The sequence below is a fragment of the Cumulibacter soli genome, assembly GCF_004382795.1.
GTDB classification, from domain to species: Bacteria; Actinomycetota; Actinomycetes; order Mycobacteriales; family Antricoccaceae; genus Cumulibacter; species Cumulibacter soli.
In genome coordinates, this window is record NZ_SMSG01000006.1 from 350,226 (window position 1) to 367,256 (window position 17,031).

General features: G+C 63.9%; 21 protein-coding genes. 11 read left to right on the plus strand and 10 right to left on the minus strand.

Annotated elements, in window-relative coordinates:
• Positions 1–111 precede the first annotated feature (111 nt).
• Positions 112–720 (minus strand): TetR/AcrR family transcriptional regulator, encoded by a 609-nt coding sequence (locus E1H16_RS15065; protein WP_134324730.1) that lies wholly within the window; start codon positions 718–720, stop codon positions 112–114.
• A 71-nt stretch (positions 721–791) separates the two neighbouring features.
• Here E1H16_RS15065 and E1H16_RS15070 point away from each other — a divergent pair, with 71 nt between their 5' ends.
• The 6 genes from E1H16_RS15070 (at position 792) to E1H16_RS15095 (ending at position 5,939) form a co-directional block, all read left to right on the plus strand.
• Entirely contained in the window at positions 792–1,334 is a 543-nt protein-coding gene (locus E1H16_RS15070) for a DnaJ family domain-containing protein (RefSeq protein ID WP_134324731.1), read from the plus strand.
• A 241-nt stretch (positions 1,335–1,575) separates the two neighbouring features.
• Entirely contained in the window at positions 1,576–2,379 is an 804-nt protein-coding gene (locus E1H16_RS15075) for an ABC transporter ATP-binding protein (protein ID WP_243837869.1), read from the plus strand.
• A 2-nt stretch (positions 2,380–2,381) separates the two neighbouring features.
• Positions 2,382–3,044, plus strand: a complete 663-nt coding sequence (locus E1H16_RS15080; protein ID WP_134324733.1) for an ABC transporter permease — start codon at positions 2,382–2,384, stop codon at positions 3,042–3,044.
• Positions 3,041–3,748 carry an ABC transporter permease gene (locus E1H16_RS15085; protein WP_134324734.1) on the plus strand — a complete coding sequence of 236 codons (708 nt, stop codon included), beginning with the start codon at positions 3,041–3,043 and terminating at the stop codon, positions 3,746–3,748. Before E1H16_RS15080 ends, E1H16_RS15085 begins: the two co-directional genes overlap by 4 nt.
• Before the next feature lie 22 nt (positions 3,749–3,770).
• Complete coding sequence (locus tag E1H16_RS15090) at positions 3,771–4,679, plus strand: ABC transporter substrate-binding protein (RefSeq protein ID WP_134324735.1); 909 nt, start codon at positions 3,771–3,773, stop codon at positions 4,677–4,679.
• Between the two features lie 144 nt (positions 4,680–4,823).
• Entirely contained in the window at positions 4,824–5,939 is a 1,116-nt protein-coding gene (locus tag E1H16_RS15095) for a cysteine desulfurase family protein (protein WP_134324736.1), read from the plus strand.
• A 46-nt stretch (positions 5,940–5,985) separates the two neighbouring features.
• On the opposite strand, the gene E1H16_RS18655 is transcribed toward E1H16_RS15095, so the two are convergent.
• The 4 genes from E1H16_RS18655 to E1H16_RS15120 all read right to left on the minus strand — a co-directional run bounded on the left by E1H16_RS18655 (position 5,986) and on the right by E1H16_RS15120 (position 8,960).
• On the minus strand, positions 5,986–6,792 hold the full coding sequence (locus E1H16_RS18655; protein WP_208379074.1) for a DUF3349 domain-containing protein: 807 nt from the start codon (positions 6,790–6,792) through the stop codon (positions 5,986–5,988).
• 1 nt (position 6,793) lies between these two features.
• Positions 6,794–7,090 carry a hypothetical protein gene (locus E1H16_RS15110; protein ID WP_208379075.1) on the minus strand — a complete coding sequence of 99 codons (297 nt, stop codon included), beginning with the start codon at positions 7,088–7,090 and terminating at the stop codon, positions 6,794–6,796.
• Between the two features lie 18 nt (positions 7,091–7,108).
• The gene (locus E1H16_RS15115; RefSeq protein ID WP_134324737.1) at positions 7,109–8,338 is read right to left on the minus strand and encodes an inorganic phosphate transporter; all 1,230 of its coding nucleotides are present in this window, start codon (positions 8,336–8,338) and stop codon (positions 7,109–7,111) included.
• Positions 8,339–8,462: 124 nt separating this feature from the next.
• Positions 8,463–8,960 carry a MarR family winged helix-turn-helix transcriptional regulator gene (locus tag E1H16_RS15120; RefSeq protein WP_134324738.1) on the minus strand — a complete coding sequence of 166 codons (498 nt, stop codon included), beginning with the start codon at positions 8,958–8,960 and terminating at the stop codon, positions 8,463–8,465.
• Between the two features lie 58 nt (positions 8,961–9,018).
• Here E1H16_RS15120 and E1H16_RS15125 point away from each other — a divergent pair, with 58 nt between their 5' ends.
• Positions 9,019–9,855 (plus strand): alpha/beta fold hydrolase, encoded by an 837-nt coding sequence (locus tag E1H16_RS15125; RefSeq protein ID WP_134324739.1) that lies wholly within the window; start codon positions 9,019–9,021, stop codon positions 9,853–9,855.
• Here E1H16_RS15125 and E1H16_RS15130 read toward each other — a convergent pair.
• Together E1H16_RS15130 and E1H16_RS15135 are read right to left on the minus strand one after the other, a co-directional pair.
• Complete coding sequence (locus tag E1H16_RS15130) at positions 9,835–11,061, minus strand: NAD(P)-binding domain-containing protein (RefSeq protein ID WP_134324740.1); 1,227 nt, start codon at positions 11,059–11,061, stop codon at positions 9,835–9,837. The genes E1H16_RS15125 and E1H16_RS15130 overlap by 21 nt on opposite strands.
• 36 nt (positions 11,062–11,097) lie before the next feature.
• Positions 11,098–11,637, minus strand: coding sequence for a TetR/AcrR family transcriptional regulator (locus tag E1H16_RS15135; RefSeq protein WP_134324741.1), 540 nt, complete (start codon positions 11,635–11,637; stop codon positions 11,098–11,100).
• A 54-nt stretch (positions 11,638–11,691) separates the two neighbouring features.
• Between E1H16_RS15135 and E1H16_RS15140 the strand changes: the two genes are divergently transcribed.
• Both E1H16_RS15140 and E1H16_RS15145 read left to right on the plus strand, forming a co-directional pair.
• Positions 11,692–12,705 (plus strand): FAD-dependent monooxygenase, encoded by a 1,014-nt coding sequence (locus E1H16_RS15140; protein ID WP_134324742.1) that lies wholly within the window; start codon positions 11,692–11,694, stop codon positions 12,703–12,705.
• 15 nt (positions 12,706–12,720) lie between these two features.
• Complete coding sequence (locus E1H16_RS15145) at positions 12,721–13,236, plus strand: O-acetyl-ADP-ribose deacetylase (protein WP_134324743.1); 516 nt, start codon at positions 12,721–12,723, stop codon at positions 13,234–13,236.
• A gap of 5 nt (positions 13,237–13,241) precedes the next feature.
• Here the strand turns inward: E1H16_RS15145 and E1H16_RS15150 are convergent, their stop codons facing one another.
• From E1H16_RS15150 to E1H16_RS18660, 3 genes are read right to left on the minus strand one after another with little or no spacing between them, the layout of a single operon-like run.
• Positions 13,242–13,637 (minus strand): DUF3037 domain-containing protein, encoded by a 396-nt coding sequence (locus tag E1H16_RS15150; protein ID WP_134324744.1) that lies wholly within the window; start codon positions 13,635–13,637, stop codon positions 13,242–13,244.
• The gene (locus E1H16_RS15155) at positions 13,619–14,374 is read right to left on the minus strand and encodes a HipA family kinase (RefSeq protein ID WP_134324745.1); all 756 of its coding nucleotides are present in this window, start codon (positions 14,372–14,374) and stop codon (positions 13,619–13,621) included. The genes E1H16_RS15150 and E1H16_RS15155 overlap by 19 nt, the downstream gene beginning before the upstream one ends.
• 21 nt (positions 14,375–14,395) lie before the next feature.
• Entirely contained in the window at positions 14,396–14,935 is a 540-nt protein-coding gene (locus tag E1H16_RS18660; RefSeq protein WP_208379076.1) for a DM13 domain-containing protein, read from the minus strand.
• A gap of 140 nt (positions 14,936–15,075) precedes the next feature.
• Between E1H16_RS18660 and E1H16_RS15165 the strand changes: the two genes are divergently transcribed.
• Positions 15,076–15,768: a response regulator transcription factor gene (locus tag E1H16_RS15165; RefSeq protein WP_208379077.1), complete on the plus strand. Its 693-nt coding sequence runs from the start codon at positions 15,076–15,078 to the stop codon at positions 15,766–15,768.
• A 7-nt stretch (positions 15,769–15,775) separates the two neighbouring features.
• A complete protein-coding gene (locus E1H16_RS15170) occupies positions 15,776–16,918 on the plus strand; it encodes a sensor histidine kinase (protein ID WP_134324797.1) in 1,143 nt (380 codons plus the stop codon).
• Positions 16,919–17,031 lie beyond the last annotated feature (113 nt).

Below are 17,031 nucleotides of genomic sequence, written 5' to 3' on the forward strand. Positions count from 1 at the left end.
TCGTTCAGCAGCTGTCTCCTCCGACAGACATCGCTCAACCGCAGATGCGTACCTAACGTACTGGTGGTCCCGAAACAGTCCTGCCCATGATGGCGTTCACGCAGTCCTACTTCACGGTGAGGTCGATACGGCGAACAACTGGTCTAGGTGATGATCGATGGCGGCGAAGACAGCGCGCGGCTGCACGACATTGAGTTCGATCAGCGAGGCAAAGCCGCTGAGCCCCATGATGAGGTCTGTCTCGACGACCGGATCTCGAGTCGAATCGATATATCCGTGACTCATTGCCTCGCGGATCACGCGCTCGACCATCGAGCGACCCTCCCGCAAGCCGGCTCCGACCTGTTCTCGCAATTGCGGGTCATGCAGCGCTTCGAGGACATAAGCCGCGTTCATCCGACTGGTAACCCGCGAGTCGGGTTGCAGTGGCAGCAGTTCGATTACGGCGATCCGCAGCACCTCTCGGGGGTGCGGCGGCTGATCGAGCGAGGCTAGAGATTGCGACACGCGCCGAGACGTCTGGTCCGCGGCATACTCCATCGCAAACGTCAGCATTTGCGCCCGCGAGGAAAAGTAATGCTGCAACTGCCCCAGCGAGACCCCGGATTCCCGCGCCACTTCGCGCATGGTCACCTTGGACGCACCCCGCGCCTCCACGACCCGCCACAGCGCGTGCGCGATCGCCTCGCGTCGCTCGCGATGGTCAACCTGCTTCGGCATACCCAACTCCCCTTTTCCAATACACGTGACATAATACAGACGACTTGATTCTCTGATCGGATGGAGTTGCAATGAACGGCCGCGAGCCCCCGTCCGTCTTCTACAACTCTTGCGCATTCGAATTCGACAGCGAATTTCTGATCTCGGTGATGGCCGATATGCAGATCCGCCGGGGAATCGAGCGCGGAGAGTTTGACAATCTTCCCGGCAGCGGCGAGCCGCTAAACCTGCCCGAGCAGCACGATCCCGACTGGTGGTTCAAGAGCCTGCTGAAGCGTGAAGGGCTCGCCCTGATGCCGCTGTCGATCCTGGTACGGAAGGAAGACGCGAAACTCGACGATGTACTGGACAAACTCTCCAGCAAGACCGACGTACGCCGTGAGATCGAGGCGTTCAATGATTTGGTGATCCGCGCGCGGTACTACCCGGCAGAGGGGCCACCGATGATCACACAACCACGCGACGTGGAGGAAACGGTCTCATCCTGGGCGGGCCGCAGGGCGGCACGACTGGCGGAGAATCGCCGGAAAGCCACCGAAGCGCTAGCGCAAGCCGCTGCGGAGCGCCGTCCCAGCGGCAGACGCCTGTTCCGCAGGCGGCGCCGCGTTGTATAGCCGCCTCGCGTAGGAACGATGTCGCGGTCGACGGGAGAGCCGGCGTATGACAGCAGTGAGTCGCCAGCACGCTGATGTCACTGCGGCGCGCTAGGCTGGGCGAGCATCGACGCACCGGCCCGATCGCTATGGAGGACGCCATGCCGACCAACGCCCGCGGGGCCGCACGACGCCGCCCAACGGGATCGGTCGCATCCAGCACTACAACCGGGCTGGTCGCCGCATGATCGAATTCCGGGCAGTGAGCAAGCAATTCGGTAACGGCGCACCCGCCGTCTCGGACTTCGATCTCACCCTTCCGGCGCACAAAACCACCGTATTCGTCGGGTCCTCGGGCTGCGGGAAGACCACACTGCTGCGGATGGTCAACCGCATGGTCGATCCGACGTCCGGCTCCGTACTTATCGACTCGGAGGATGTCGCGCAGCAGCCGGCGGTCGCATTACGTCGCCGGATCGGCTACGTCATGCAGAACACCGGCCTGATGCCGCACTTCTGCGTTGCCGACAACATCTCGACTGTCTTGCGCCTCATAGGAGAGACCCGCCGCGCTGCTCGCACCCGCGCGCTGGAACTCATGGATCGCGTCGGACTCGACCCGAGCCTCGCCGACCGCTACCCCAGCCAACTATCTGGTGGCCAGCAACAGCGCGTCGGCGTGGCTCGCGGCCTCGCTGCCGACCCCAACATCCTGCTGATGGATGAGCCGTTCGGCGCCGTGGACCCGATCGTCCGAGGCGAACTGCAGCAGGAACTCATCCGGATTCAGCAGGATCTGGGGAAGACCATTTTGTTCGTCACCCACGACATCGACGAGGCGTTCCTGCTTGGTGACCAGGTCGCGATTCTCGACGTTGGTGGCCGTAAACGCCAGGTCGGCTCGCCAAGCGAGATCATCGAGAATCCCGCCGACGACTTCGTCGCAGCATTCATCGGAACCGATCGCGGTAAGCGCGCGCTGCGCGTCAAGCACACACCCCGCGGCCCGGTCCTCGTCGACCCGGAAGGACGCACCCAGGGCGTCCTTGTCGAGGGCGAGGACTGATCATGGATTGGACGCTGGACAATCTCGACCTGATCGGCTCGCTGACGATCGATCACCTCCGGCAAAGCATCATCGCCATTCTGGCGGGTCTATTGCTATCGCTTCCGTTGGGCTGGGCGGCGTGGCGCTACCGGCGGCTACGCACGATACTGCTCACCGCGACCGGCCTGCTGTACACGATCCCGTCGCTGGCGCTGTTGTTGATCCTGCCAATCGTCGCCGGATTCCCCGCCACGAGCGAGGTCAACTTAATTATCGCGCTCACTTTGTACGCGCTCGCGATTATGGTTCGAGCTGTTGCCGACGGCTTGGATTCGGTGAAGTCATCGACCCGACAGTCCGCTGTCGCCTTGGGTTACAGCGAATCACGACGATTCTGGGCCGTCGACCTTCCACTTGCCGGTCCGGTCATTCTCGCGGGCCTACGAGTCACTGCGGTGAGCACCATCTCATTAGCCACAGTCGGCATCCTCGTCGGCGTGACCAACCTCGGTTACCTGTTCACGAACGGCTTACAGCGTCGGATCATCCCTGAGGTACTGACTGGGATCGTCGCGGTGGCGGTGATCGCGCTGCTCATCGACCTACTGCTTATCCTCGCGGGACGCCTGGTGATGCCGTGGACGCGGCAACCGCGCAATTCGCCCAAGCCGGTGACCGCATGAGTCTGATATCCGACGCCTTCGGTTGGATCTTCGCCGGTGAACAATGGCGCGGGGACGACGCACTGCACCTGTTGCTGCTGGAACACCTCTACCTCACGGCTCTGGCCGTCCTGATCGCCGCGGTGATTGCGATCCCCGCCGGGTGGGCCATCGGGCACACCGGGCGTGGGCGCGAGTTCGCCGTGTTGTTGTCCGGCGCGGCCCGCGCACTGCCGTCGTTCGGTTTGCTCATTCTGCTCGTGTTGGTCTTCGGCGTACTGCACAAGCCTGAAGCCGCGATCGTCACGTTCGTCATCCTGGCGATTCCGTCGCTGCTCGCCGGCGCCTACACCGGCATCGAATCGATCGACCGCTCCATCATCGACGCCGCTCGCGCCGTGGGTATGTCGCCACGACAAGTTCTGTGGCGCGTGGAAGTACGGCTCGGGCTGCCGTTATTGATCGGCGGAGTACGCTCAGCTGTCCTGCAGGTCGTCGCGACCGTCACTATCGCCGCATACGTCAACCTCGGCGGTCTCGGCTTACCCATCATCACGGGGCTTTCGCTGCGCCGATACGACATGGTGCTGGGCGGTTCGCTGCTCGTCGCAGCGCTCGCGCTCATCCTCGACTTGCTGTTCGGCGTGGCACAACGCGCCGCCGTTCCCCGTGGCATGCGGGAACTGACACACACTGACCGTCGCCGCACCGCGGCCTCCACCTGATATCCGCAATCGAGAGGACCTCATGTTCATCGCACGCACTCGCCGCCTGGGCGTCACCCTGGGCGCAGTCACACTTCTCGCCCTCGCTGCCTGCTCCTCCAGCGATCCGCTCGACGATTCGGACTCCGGCGACACCAACTCCGGCGACGCTATCGTGATCGGCTCGCAGGCGTACTACTCGAACGAGATCATCGCGGAGATCTACGCGCAGGCGCTGGAGAATGACGGGCAGGACGTCGAACGCCAGTTCAACATCGGACAGCGTGACGCTTACATGCCTGACGTGGAAAGCGGCGCGATCACGCTGTTTCCGGAGTACACCGGGAACTTGCTGCAATTCTTTGACGAAGGCACGACCGCGCGATCGACCGACGACGTGTACGCGGCGCTGCAGGACGCGCTGCCCGACGGACTCACCCTGCTCGATCAAGCCTCCGCGACCGACCAGGACTCGTACACCGTTACGCAAGAGTTCGCGGACGAGTATGACCTGTCCTCGATCGCCGACCTCGCGGACGTCTCCGAGCCACTCACGCTCGGCGGACCGCCAGAACTCGCTGAGCGACCATATGGACCTAACGGTCTGAGCGACACGTATGGAATCGACGTGTCGTTCTCGGGAACCGGCGACACCACGGTCGAGGATTTGCTGGCAGGAACCGTGAACGTGGCGAACGTATATACCTCGGACCCCCGCATCCAAACCGACAACCTCGTCGTCCTCGAGGACCCTGAGTCGCTGTTCCTGGCCTCGCATGTCGTTCCGGTAGTCGATGCCGACGTGGCCGACGACATCGCCGACACGATCAACGCGGTCAGCGCGAAACTCACGCCCGAGGGGCTCGTCGACATCAACGTGCAGAGCACGCAGGACGAGAAATCGCCTGAAGACATCGCCTCGGACTGGTTGGAGGAGAACGGGCTGAGCTGACACACAACCCGTTATCCAGCGCCATCACGGCACTAGTGAGCGCACCTCATCGACTTTGCGCCGATCTCGACGTCGCGTGCCGGTAGCGCCCCGACACCGTCAAGATGTCCGCGTCGCGTACGCGGCGCCCCGAAAGGACCGGTCTTGTCTGATCCACTGGTTTATCTCGATTACAACGCCACCACGCCGGTCGCCCGCGAGGTCGCCGATGCCATGTGGCCCTATCTCACCGAGTGGTTCGGTAATCCCTCCTCCGCCACGCCTCAGGGCGTACGCGCCAGGCGGGGCGTGGATATCGCTCGCCAACAAGTCGCTGCGCTCATCGGTGCTGACCCCGACGAGATCATCTTCACCTCCGGCGGCACTGAATCAAACAACCTCGCGATCCGCGGTACAGCGGCACTAACGGCGACGAAGTCCATACTCACCTCGGCAATCGAGCATCCGGCCACGCAAGCACCCGTCGCCCACCTCCGCGCCGAGCACGGGTGGGCGGCACACGCAGTACCTGTGGACGGCGACGCGCGGATCAGTGCGGACGATCTCCCGTCGCGACCGCTCGGCCTCGGCACAGTGATCCTCGCCCACAACGAAGTGGGCACCATCCAGCCGATTGCCGAACTGGCTGCCGCGGTCCATACCGCCGGCGGCGTCATGCACACCGATGCGGCGCAGGCGGTGGGCAAGGTCCCGGTGGACGTCGGCACGCTCGGGGTCGATCTGCTCAGCATCGCCGGCCATAAGCTCTATGCACCGAAGGGCGTCGGAGCGCTGTACATACGACGGGGCACCGCACTCGCTCCGGTGCTGCGCGGCGCCGGGCAGGAGAACGGTATCCGTCCGGGCACCGAGAACGTCGCCAGCATTGTCGGGCTCGGTGCGGCCGCCGAACTCGCCGCCGACATGCTCGGTTCCGAGCTCACTCGGCAATCCGAGTTGCGCGAGCGACTATGGACTCAACTCGCAAACCAGATCGCGAGCCTCGTGCGCGTCAGCCCGCGCGATGATTCATTGCCCAACACGCTCATGGTTGCGGTACCGAATCGGATCGGCGCCGAGATCCTTGAAGCGGTGCAGGACGTCGCGGCGTCCACCGGCAGCGCGTGTCACGCCGGCGTACACACGCCGTCCGAGGCACTCATCGCGATGGGCCTGAGCGCGGACGTGGCGCTGGGTGCACTGCGGCTATCTCTCGGTCGAGCGACGACGGACGCCGACATTATGACTGCTGCTGCAGCGATCGCGGCGGCCGCGCACTGATCACGGACCGCGGCGGCGCGCGCACCGCGTGGCTGCCGCGGCCGGATCAGCTGAGCGAGCCGCCCATGTCGACCAAATGCGCCTCTACCCGCGCCAGGTCGGTTTCGCTGGGTACATCGTTGAGCACCTTGCTCATCAATACCCGCGCGTCGGTGCTGGACACTTCGCCGCCCTCGCCGGCTTCAGCCAATAGCGCGTGTGCCACCTCAGCTACTTCATCGTCGGTAATGCGTCGTCGTAACAACGCCAACACCGGTACATAGTCGGTAGTCGGGACCCCCTGTGGATACCCGACGCGCAACCAGGCCAGGATGCGTTCCACGATGTGGGGCTGATCCTCGATCACCTGGTCGGTCTGCGCCGCCCCGTCGGCGCCGGCATACTCCTCTGCCCCCGAGTCAAGCGCAGCATCCTCAGTAACCACGCTGTCGACCGCCACCGAGCCGTCGCGGGTAGCGTCTTCAGTAACCGCACTGTCGACCGCCGCAGAGCCGTCGTGGGCAGCGTCTTCAGTAACCCCCTCGTTGATCGCAGTTCCCTGTGCAGCCTCAGCGGCTAACCGCCGCACGCCCCCATCCAGCGGCCACCCGGAGGCGGCAAGCCGCGCGGCAACCTGACGCACGTCCTCCTCAGCCGGCGGTTCGGACGTCACCTGCTCGATCACGTGCCGAATGTCCTCGAGAACGATCGGCGGCGGCTCCGATGCCAACTGCTCAGTGATCGTGACGTAGTCCTCCTCGGACAAGGTGCGTCGCAGCAGAGCGAGTAGCGCGAAACGGTCCTTCTGTGGGACCCCCTCGGGGTACCCGGCCCGCAGCCACCGTAGGACGGATCCAATAATGCCCTCAGCCATGTCAGCCTCCGAACAGCGAGATGCCGAAGTAGTGCCCGAGCGTATGGCGCGTCACGAACAGCACGCCTACCACGACCGCGGCGACAACCAGCACATACAGCAGGTAGGCGACCGCAGTAGCGGTGGGGTTCGGCCTCGGTGTCGCAGGCGCACCGTCATCCGTCTGGGTGTCACCCCGCCCTATCGCATGCATCCGCATCCCGAGCGCGAAGAGCATCGGGAGGCCGGCACCGAAGATAAGGCCGATCCCCAACACGCGAAGCGCCGACATACCCATTTCGGCGACGTTGATGTCCATCGTGATTCCCCCTGAGTATTACTTCGACGCTACGCGGACCCCGCGAGCCTGGTCTGTTGTCGCATCGGCGGCTTGAGGGACGACCTTGCCGTCCCATGCGGCGTTGACGTTGGACGAGTCCACCTTCTGGCGACGGCTTCGTAGGTACATGTAGACCGATGCGCTGACCAGGATGACGAAAACGACGACTGCCCCTGGTAGCCCACCGATGATGTCCTCGAGGAAGAAGCACAGCGCGCCGACGATACCGGCGGCGGGCATCGTGACCAGCCATGCCGAGGCCATCCGTCCAGCCACACCCCAACGCACCTTTGCCCCAGGTTTGCCGACCCCGGAGCCGAGAATGGACCCGGTTGCGACGTGGGTGGTCGACAGCGCCATTCCCATCGTCGAGGAGGTCAAGATGATCGCTGCGGACGACGCTTCGGCCGCCATCCCTTGTGGCGAGTCGATCTCGACGAGGCCCTTGCCGAGGGTGCGGATAATCCGCCACCCGCCGAGGTAGGTTCCCAGGGCGATCGCGACACCGCAGACGAAGATGATCCACACCGGCAGACCATCCTGTTCGATACTGGCGGTGGTGAGCGAACCGTGCGCGATCATCGCGAGTGCGATGACGCCCATCGTCTTCTGCGCATCGCCCGTGCCGTGCGCAAGGGACACCAACGACGCGGTGCCTATCTGTCCCCAGCGAAATCCCGCTTCCCGACGCTCCTGCGCAACCCGCCTGGTGAGCGCATAGACGAAGTAGGTGCCGACCGCCGCAATCACACAGGCGATAACCGGCGACAGAAATGCGGGCACGACGACCTTCGCGAGGATCCCGCCCCAGTTGACGCCGACCGCGCCAATACCGGCCAGCCCCGCACCGATCAAGCCACCGAACAGCGCATGGGAGGAACTGCTCGGCAGTCCTAGCAGCCACGTCACCAGATTCCACAGGATGCCACCGACGAGGCCCGCGAAAATGATCATCATCGCGGCTTGCGCATCCAAACCAGTGACCAGGTCCCCGGTATCCGTTTGGATGTTCAGCACGTCCCTGGTGATCGTCGCGGCGACCTCCACAGACAGGAACGCACCGACCAGATTGAGAATTGCGGAGATCGTGACAGCGACCTTGGGCGCTAGCGCTCCGGTCGCGATCGAGGTCGCCATCGCGTTTCCAGTGTCGTGGAAACCATTCGTGAAATCGAAACCTATTGCGGTGACGATCACCAGAATAAGTATCAGCAACTCGCCTGACATACCTTGATAGAACACCCCACGGCCCGCTATGAGAACCGGTTCGAGGGTGATTTAGGTCCGCTCTACACATGCTCAGTTTCTCGAGTTTGGCTTGACAGCTCTGCGTACCTAATACACGGCGGCGTCAGCGCGCGGGTCCGGCGTCACCAGTGCCGTTCTGCAGGCGCTCGGCGATAGCGACGCCATCGAGCATGTTCTGTAGCACCCGCAAGGTGGTTGCTAGGTCCGCGTCACTCAGATCACCGGGCACTTGTCCAAGCAGGCCACGCTCGTGTTCGACGACCTCGCCGATAGCACGTCGGCCCTCGCTAGTGATCCGCACCAGCGATGAGCGCCGATGACGAGGGTTCTCCACTAGTTCGACAAACCCCAACGCGCGCGCATCGTGCACCATGCGTTGCACGAATTGCCGGCTGATCTCCTGCGTGGCAGCAATCGTCGGCACGCTGACTTCGCCGTCACGCATCAGGTGCTCCAGCACTGCCCGCACTCCCATCGACATACCCATGATTGGCTGTGCGTTAGTCACCAGCCGCGACACTCTGCGGTACAGCGGCCCCAACACGCGGTAGACCTCCGCGAGACGGACAGCAAGAGTATCGGGATCCAATGGCTCGTTCATTCCAGAATTATGGCACCTTGGTTGCCATTAGGCCCAGAAGTATGACACCTTAGTTGTCATGTTGAGTCATCGCGACGTATCCCTGACCGACCATTCAGCCCATCTCGTCGACGTCGATGGCGGCCCACGGACGCCGCTGCTCCTTCTACACGGAGGCGCGGTCGATCACCGAATGTGGCAACCACAGCTAAGCGCGTTCTCGGACCGACGCGTGATCGCGCCCGATGCCCGCGGTCACGGTTCGACCGCGGACGCATCGGGTCCATATCGACTCGTCGACGATGTGGCACGTCTGCTCGACGCTCTCGAAATCGCCCAGGTGGTCATCGCCGGTGTCTCTATGGGCGGCGGCACCGCCGTCGATGTGGCACTCGAGTACCCCGAACGCTGCACTGGACTCATCGTCACCGGAACCGGAACCAGCGAGCCCGATTTCGTCGATCCATGGGCGCTAGACGCCTTCGAAACATGGAATCTGGCCGCCACCGAAGGCAATGCGCAACTATGGATCGATACGTTCATGCGGTTCACGTACGGGCCACATCGCACCCGCGCCGACCTAGACCGAGATGTAGTCGCGCACATCGAAATGATGGCGCAGCAGACGATTAGCGAACACGTAACACTGGACGACAACGGAGTTCCAACACCACCGATACCGCCCACCCCGGTCACCAACACGTGGGCGCGAGTTCGCCACATCATCGTCCCAACGCTCGCGCTCAACGGCGCGGACGACGGACCCGACCACTTAAGCAATGCCCGCCGGCTCGCACAAAACGCACCACAGGGTCAATACGTCGAGATCGCCGGAGCCGCGCATTACCCCAACCTCGAGCGCCCCGCCGAATACAACGAACTAGTGCGCCACTTCCTAGACACGAACGGGATCTGAGACCGCGCGTAGCGCGGCAATCGCGGCCTTCCGTCCAGCACGGGTGGCACCAATCGTCGAGGCCGAAGCGCCGTACCCGACGAGGAACAGCCCGGGTGCACGTTGCACGCTCACACCATCCAGGGCCATTCGGACACCGCCACCGGGTTCGCGGATCCGCAGTGGAGCGAGGTGGTTAAGTGACGCCCGAAATCCGGTCGCCCATAGGATCGTGTCAATAGGTGTTCGCCACGGATGCTCACCGTTGGACATCGACGCATCGAGGGGACTTCCCGGAAGCTGACGGATTCGCGACAGTCCACCCTCGGCGAGGGTCCGGTCGGCGAGCAGCCCCTGCCCCGGCGCACCACGACCGTCCGGTCCGGGACCGTCGAGGATCACCGCGTCATCGAGTATCCGACTCAGTCCGCCGCGGCTGATCAGCACTCCAGAGGCGAGGCCTTCGCGGTACTGCTCGGTCAGTGGTACACCAGTCACGGACGCGACCGACGTCGGCGGTAAGCCATTGCGTGTCCGCTCGGCCACCATGGCTTCGACGTCAATCCCCCAGTCCGGTCCGGAGATCGGACTGGTCCAGCCGGGCGTACGGCGGGTACTCCAGACCGTGCGCACTCCGGCCGCGTCGAGTTGCAGCAGGAACTGCAGCGCCGACGTACCGCCGCCCACAACAAGCACATTCTGGTCGGCAAAGTCTTCAGGCGCGGTGAACCCGCGCGTGTGCAGGTAGCGCCCCCGGAAGTCAGCGATACCCGGATAATAGGGAACGTACGGCGAGTCCCACGTTCCGGCAGCACTGATTACCGTACGTGCCCGCCATTGCCGTCCGTCCTCGGCTTTGATCCCGAAGACATCTCCTTCTCGCCGCACACAGGACACCGCGACCGGTCGAACCACCGGTAGTGCAAGTTCAGCTTCGTACCGTCCGTAATAGCGCGCGACGACCCGGCTGGCGGGCTCGTCAGGGTCTGGCGTACCCAGCGACATGCCAGGGAGATCGTGGATTCCGTGCGCTCGATCGAAAGTGAGCGAGTCCCAGCGATGTCGCCAGGCACCGCCCGGCCCGTCATTGGCATCGAGGATGACGAAGTCACGCCAGGGCCGCACCCCCTTGCGGACCAAATGCCCGGCCGCGCTCAAGCCTGCTTGACCGGCCCCGATGACGATGACGTCGTGTACGCCATCACCTGTGTCTTTGGCCTGCCCCATAACGACCCAACCCCTGCGGGGCGTCGGCTATTCCCGTTACTGCAGTAGTCGCTGTACGGCGTCCGCAAGCGTCGCGGTGTCGATCTTGCGTGAGCGCACCGCAACCGCGTGCACCAACGCTCCTTCCAGCAGGTCGGCTACCGCGCGAGCAGCCCGTTCGGGTGCCGGGTGCTCCAACTCACGGAGCATCCCCTCGAGCATGCCGAGCAACCGGAAGTGCCCACTTTCCATCGCACCCCGAGCAGTCTCATCGAGCAGCAACGCGAACCGGGCTCGGGTAGCGCGAACCCGGCGTGGTGTCGTCATCGAGTGCACTCGGTCCGCCAAGTACGTTGCGATGGTCACTACGGAGGACACATCGATCGAGGGGCCAGCCTTCAGCGCAGCCGTATCAAGTTCCTCGATGCGCTCGACGATCGCACCCAACAGCGCCTCGCGATTGCGATAGCAGTTGGACGTGCTCCCGGCGGGCAAGGCGGCCTCGGCATCCACCGCTCGATGCGTCAGTCCGCGTACCCCATCGCGGCTCACTACGGTGACGGCAGCGTCAGCGATGATTTCTGGTCTGGTCGGCATATCCATAACACTACAGATGTTGTAATACTACATTTGTAGTGTTAGGTTGAGCGCATGGCTACGATCACGATCGTCGGCGGCGGGGTCGCTGGGCTCGCTCTCGCCGCGACGCTCTCTCCCGAAGCGCACACCGTCACGCTTGTCGAGCGAAACCCCGGATATAGCAGGGTTCCGACCGCCTTCGGTATCTGGCCCTTCGCCCTCGATGCGCTGGATCGGATCGGGCTCGCCGACGAACTGCGAGCGGACGGGTTGATGCTGACCAACGGTGTGATCACCGCCGATGCGGCCGGTCACCCAGTAACCATGACCCGCCGCGAAGCGGACACGTGGCTCATCACCCGCCCCGCGCTCTTGGAATTGCTCGATCACGCAGTACCTGATTCCGTGGCTCGCGAGAACCGACAGGTCGACGACCCAGCCGAACTGCGCGCTGACCTTGTCATCGCAGCAGACGGTGCGCGCAGCGTCGTCCGCTCACGAGTATGGGGCGATGCGCCACGCGACACCGGCGTAGTGGCGATCCGCGGCATTCTTACGACGGCGCCAGCTATGCCGCCAGATCAGATGCGTGAGTTCTGGGGCGGCGGAAAACTCTTCGGAGTTGGCCCTAATCGCCTACCCGACGGCGTGGGCACCAACTGGTACGCCTCGACCCGACGCGGCGAGGAATCTCCCACTGATGCCCTGCGCTGGGCCCGCGCGGCCTACGCCGACTTCCCCGATCTCGTTAGCACGACACTTGATGCCGCCGACCCCGATACGACTGTCGTCAACGCCATCCTGGAGTCGCGCCGTCCACGCTCGGTGGTTCGCGGACGCTATGTCCTGATCGGCGATGCCGCACATGCGATGTCGCCGAACCTCGGCCGCGGGGCCTGCGAAGCCCTCGTCGACGCGATCGTGCTCGGCGAGGCACTGAACGAACACGGGATGGCCGGCGTCCGCGAGTACGAGCAAAAACGGCGGCGCGCTGGGCAACGAACCCGTGCTGCGGCGAGCATGGCGCGACGGGTGGCGCTGTCGCGACGTGCGTCACGCGTACTGGTGCGGCTGGGGCCGAATTGAGCCTAGGCTGGGTCCATGCCCGCCATCACCGCCGTTCGAGCAGACCTGACCGAATCGACGCTGGATGCCATCGTGAACGCGGCAAACTCACAGTTACTGGGTGGCGGCGGAGTGGACGGCGCGATCCACCGCGCTGCGGGGCCCGAGTTTCTCGAGCACTGTCGGGAACTGAAAACGCACTATCCGGACGGATTCCCCGTGGGTGCGGCGGCCGCGCTACCCGGTTGCCAACTGAGTGCGCGCTGGGTGATCCAGACCGTTGGGCCCAATTGGCATGCGGGACAGCGCGATCCTGCGGATCTGGCCGCTTGTTTCACCAATGCGCTCACCGAGGCCGTACGAGTCGGCGCGCGAAGCATCGCGTTCCCGGCTATTAGCGCTGGCGTCTATGGCTGGGATCCCCGGCGGGTCGCCCGCATCGCCGTTTCCGCCGTCAATAGCGCCTCGGCGCTCGCGTCGCTGGATCGAGTGCAGTTCGTTCTGTTCTCGGACGAGCTACTGGCGCTTTTTCGCGCTGCGCTCGACACCTAGTCGCCTCAGCGTGCAACGTATCTGGCGTACAACTCGTTGAGCGCATCGTCGGGATCCTCGGCGATGCCGCCATGGGTTCCGGAGGTCCGCACCATCGTGCTGCGCGGCGCGGTCAGGTGCCCGAATCGGAACGACGCTGACTCCACAGCCGCTGGGCCGCCGACTCGCGAACCGGCGCAGATCAGCTCTACCGCGGTGAGGCTTGTTCGAAGCGCAGCAAGGTCTGTCTGCGGGGCAAGCGCCCGCACCAGGTCGAGATTAGTCGCGATCCGCGCGGCTAGATAGCCCGAGGACGGTACGAAAACGATGATCCCGACGTTGATGCACTCATCGCGTTCTGCGCGTGGCACGACCCGGACGATGGCGTAGCGGTAGTCGAGCATCATTGCCCCGTTAGCCACGGTGCGGCGTCCCGGCGACGTGCCAGGTATTCGACGTACGCCGCTCGAACGCCCCGCGGCTCGTCAGTGTCAGCGTTCGGCAGCAGCCACTGATCAGGGACGTCGGCCACGGCCGCATGCAGCACGTCATCAGTCACGAGCGGGGCGCACGTCGCGTGCACTCCCTCGGTGACCTCACCGACCTCGGCCAGAACATGGTCGTCGAACCGGAACCCGCTCGAGGCGAAACGAGCTGGATCGACGCTGCGTTCCCAACCATGATGGAAATACAGCGAGGCGCCGTGGTCTATACACCACACGCGCGAATGCCACACCAGCAGATTCGGGTTGTGCCAGGTCCGATCGATATTCATGATCAGCGCGTCCAGCCACATGATCCGCGAGGCGAGGTCCGATTCGATGTCGGTGGCTGCCTCGTATGCCGCGGCGCCCGGCAGATAGTCACTGCCCAAGTTCAGCCCTGGTGAGGCATTGAGCAGATCCTGCGCCTCCTCATCGGCCTCGTACTTGGCTACCGCGGCGGGAAAATCAATCAGCCGGCGATCGGGAACGGCAATGCCGAGCGCATCGGCAATACCCGCGGCGATGATCTCGGCCGCTAACACCCGTGGTCCTTGACCCGCACCGGTGAACTTCACGACATACATGCCGTCGTCGCTGGCCTCCACAATCGCTGGTAGAGAACCGCCCTCGCGTAGGGGAACGACGTACCTGGTCGCCTCGACCGTCTGGAGCATTCCCCTACCCTACCGAGAGTCTCAAGTGAGTTCTGCGGCGCCGAATACCTCCATCGCCTCGTCACAGTGCACGACAACGTGGGTGTACATCGCGATATCGGCATCACCGATCGCAAAAGTTTGCTCGGCCAGGTCGTAGGCGACCGCGCCCAGATCAACACCCTCGCTCACCGAGGCCTCATCGGACCCATTTGTCAGGTACAGGTGTAAATCAGGCCCGTCGTCGGACGAGAAGCCTGAAAGCGTGAGCTCGCCATCGACGATCGACACGGTGCCGGCCACCGAGTTGTCGTTCTCACCATCAAACGAGCCGGACGTCGACATCGGCGCGCCCTCAGACATCTCGTCGTTCATGCCCGAGCCCTCGTCCATGTCGCCAGTTGAATCGGGGTCCTCGCTCATATCCTCGCCCATTTCGCCGGTCATGTCCGACTCATCATTCATGCCGGCGTCAGTCGATTGGCCCGCATCATTCATCGGTCCGTCACTGCTGCAGGCTGCGAGCGGAAACGTCAAGGCGAGACTGGTGATGCCGAGCGCTGCGGCTTGTTTGATACGCATACTGATGTCCTCACGGGCTAGATTGCGGGCGACCGGTCGGTCACCGGCCCCATGCAAACAAGCGCGTGCGGCGCCATTGGCGGTTCTTTCAGACCCGTAAGAACCCGCGAAGGTACGCCGCGGCTCGGTAGCGTTGAGGCATGGATACGAAGCCGCACGTGATGATCGTCGAGGACGACGCGACCGTGAGAACTGTCGTCGGCGATTATCTACGTGCCAGCGGGTGGCAGGTCTCGCAGTACAGCGATGGGGACGATGCCCACCGCGCCCTCGGCGCGAACGTGCCGGACATCCTCGTGGTCGATCGCATGCTTCCTGGCATCGGTGGTGACGACCTGTGCCGCTTCGTGCGTACAACGTCCGATATCCCGATCATCATGCTCACCGCCCTTGGCGACGTCGAACAACGAATCAGCGGTCTGGAGAGCGGAGCCGACGACTACCTCACCAAGCCTTTCGCACTGAAGGAATTGCAACTACGGATGCAAGCTCAACTGCGGCGGCACGCGCCCTCCAGCCCTGCCGCGCCGTTCACGGCGGGTGCGTTTCGGATCGATCCCGCGCACCGCCGCGCGTGGCTCGGCACTAACGAGATCGCGCTGACCACGCGCGAATACCAACTGCTACTGCATTGCGTACAGCATCCCGGTGCGGTCCTCTCACGCGACGAGATTCTCGGCGAGGTATGGGGCTGGACCGTCGGCGACCCCTCGACGGTCACCGTGCACGTGCGTCGCCTGCGGGAGAAGATCGAACCCGAACCGCGGTTTCCGATATATCTGCGAACTGAGTGGGGCGCTGGGTATCGCTTCACTCCGCACGGGACGGAGTAGCCTCGTGATGCTCGACGTACCGTCGATCGGCGTGATCGTGCTGACCACGGCGGTGTGCACCGCGATCGTGATGACCCTGGCGGCCCTGGTACTACGCCTCAACCGCAAGGGTCCGGTCGCATCGCAATTCGCCATCGTCGTCGTAGCTGCCGTGTTGAGTATTGTGACCGCGACGCTGGCGGTCATGGTCGAGATGTTCATCTCTAGCCACGACCTCACCGTGCTCGTGTGGGTGATCGCAATCGCCACGATCCTGAGCCTTGCGGCGTCATGGGTGATGATTTCGCGCGCGGTTGACCGCTCGATCGGACGCTTAACGAGTTCTACGCAGAGCATTGCGGACGGTGCCGTGCTCGAGCCTGCGGACCCCGGCTGGCGGGAATTCAACGAGTTGCACGCGCGACTCGCCGAGACGTCGGTGCAATTGGCGCAGGCGCGGGCAGAGGTCGAGAAGCTGGATGCTGCCCGGCGGCAGTTCTTCGCGTGGATATCTCACGATCTACGCACCCCGCTGGCCGGCATCCGCGCGATGAGCGAATCGATCGAAGACGGATATGCGCCTGATCCAGCGGAGTACGTGCGCTCTATCCGCTCACGTGTCGATGCGCTGACCGCCATGGTCGATGACTTGTTTGCTTTGTCCACCCTGCAGAGCGGCACGGTGGCTCTACAGCGCGAACTCGTGCCGTTGCTGGATATCGTCTCCGATGCCGTCGTCGACGTGCAGGCTGCGGCGAGGGTACGCGGCATTCAGATCGTGCACCGGGATATCGATGGCCACATGCTCTGGGCCGATCCGCGCGAACTCACCCGCGCTATCGGCAATCTGCTCGCGAACAGCATTCGGCACGCACCACAGGACTCCGACGTTGTGGTGACCGCGCATCACCGCGACGACGACCATCTGATTGTCAGCGTCCTCGATCGGGGTCCCGGCGTCGCCAGCAGCGACCTAGGGCACATGTTCGATGTCGGCTGGCGGGCCGGCACCGCTCGTACCGCGGCCCCGGAATCGACCTCTGGCGCCGGTCTGGGGTTAGCGATCGTGCGCGGAATCGTCGAGGCGCACGGGGGCGAGGTAGCGGCTAACCGCCTCGCGAACGGATTCGAGATGTCGATCACCTTGCCGATACCGACCTCGGGCAAGTAATCCGAGACCACTGTCGGCGTCGCCAGAGCCAAGGGTCGCCAACAGACGAGGGTCGCCAGAATCAAGTAAAGCCTCAGTCGAGACTCCAACGTCGACTGAGGCCATACGGACTA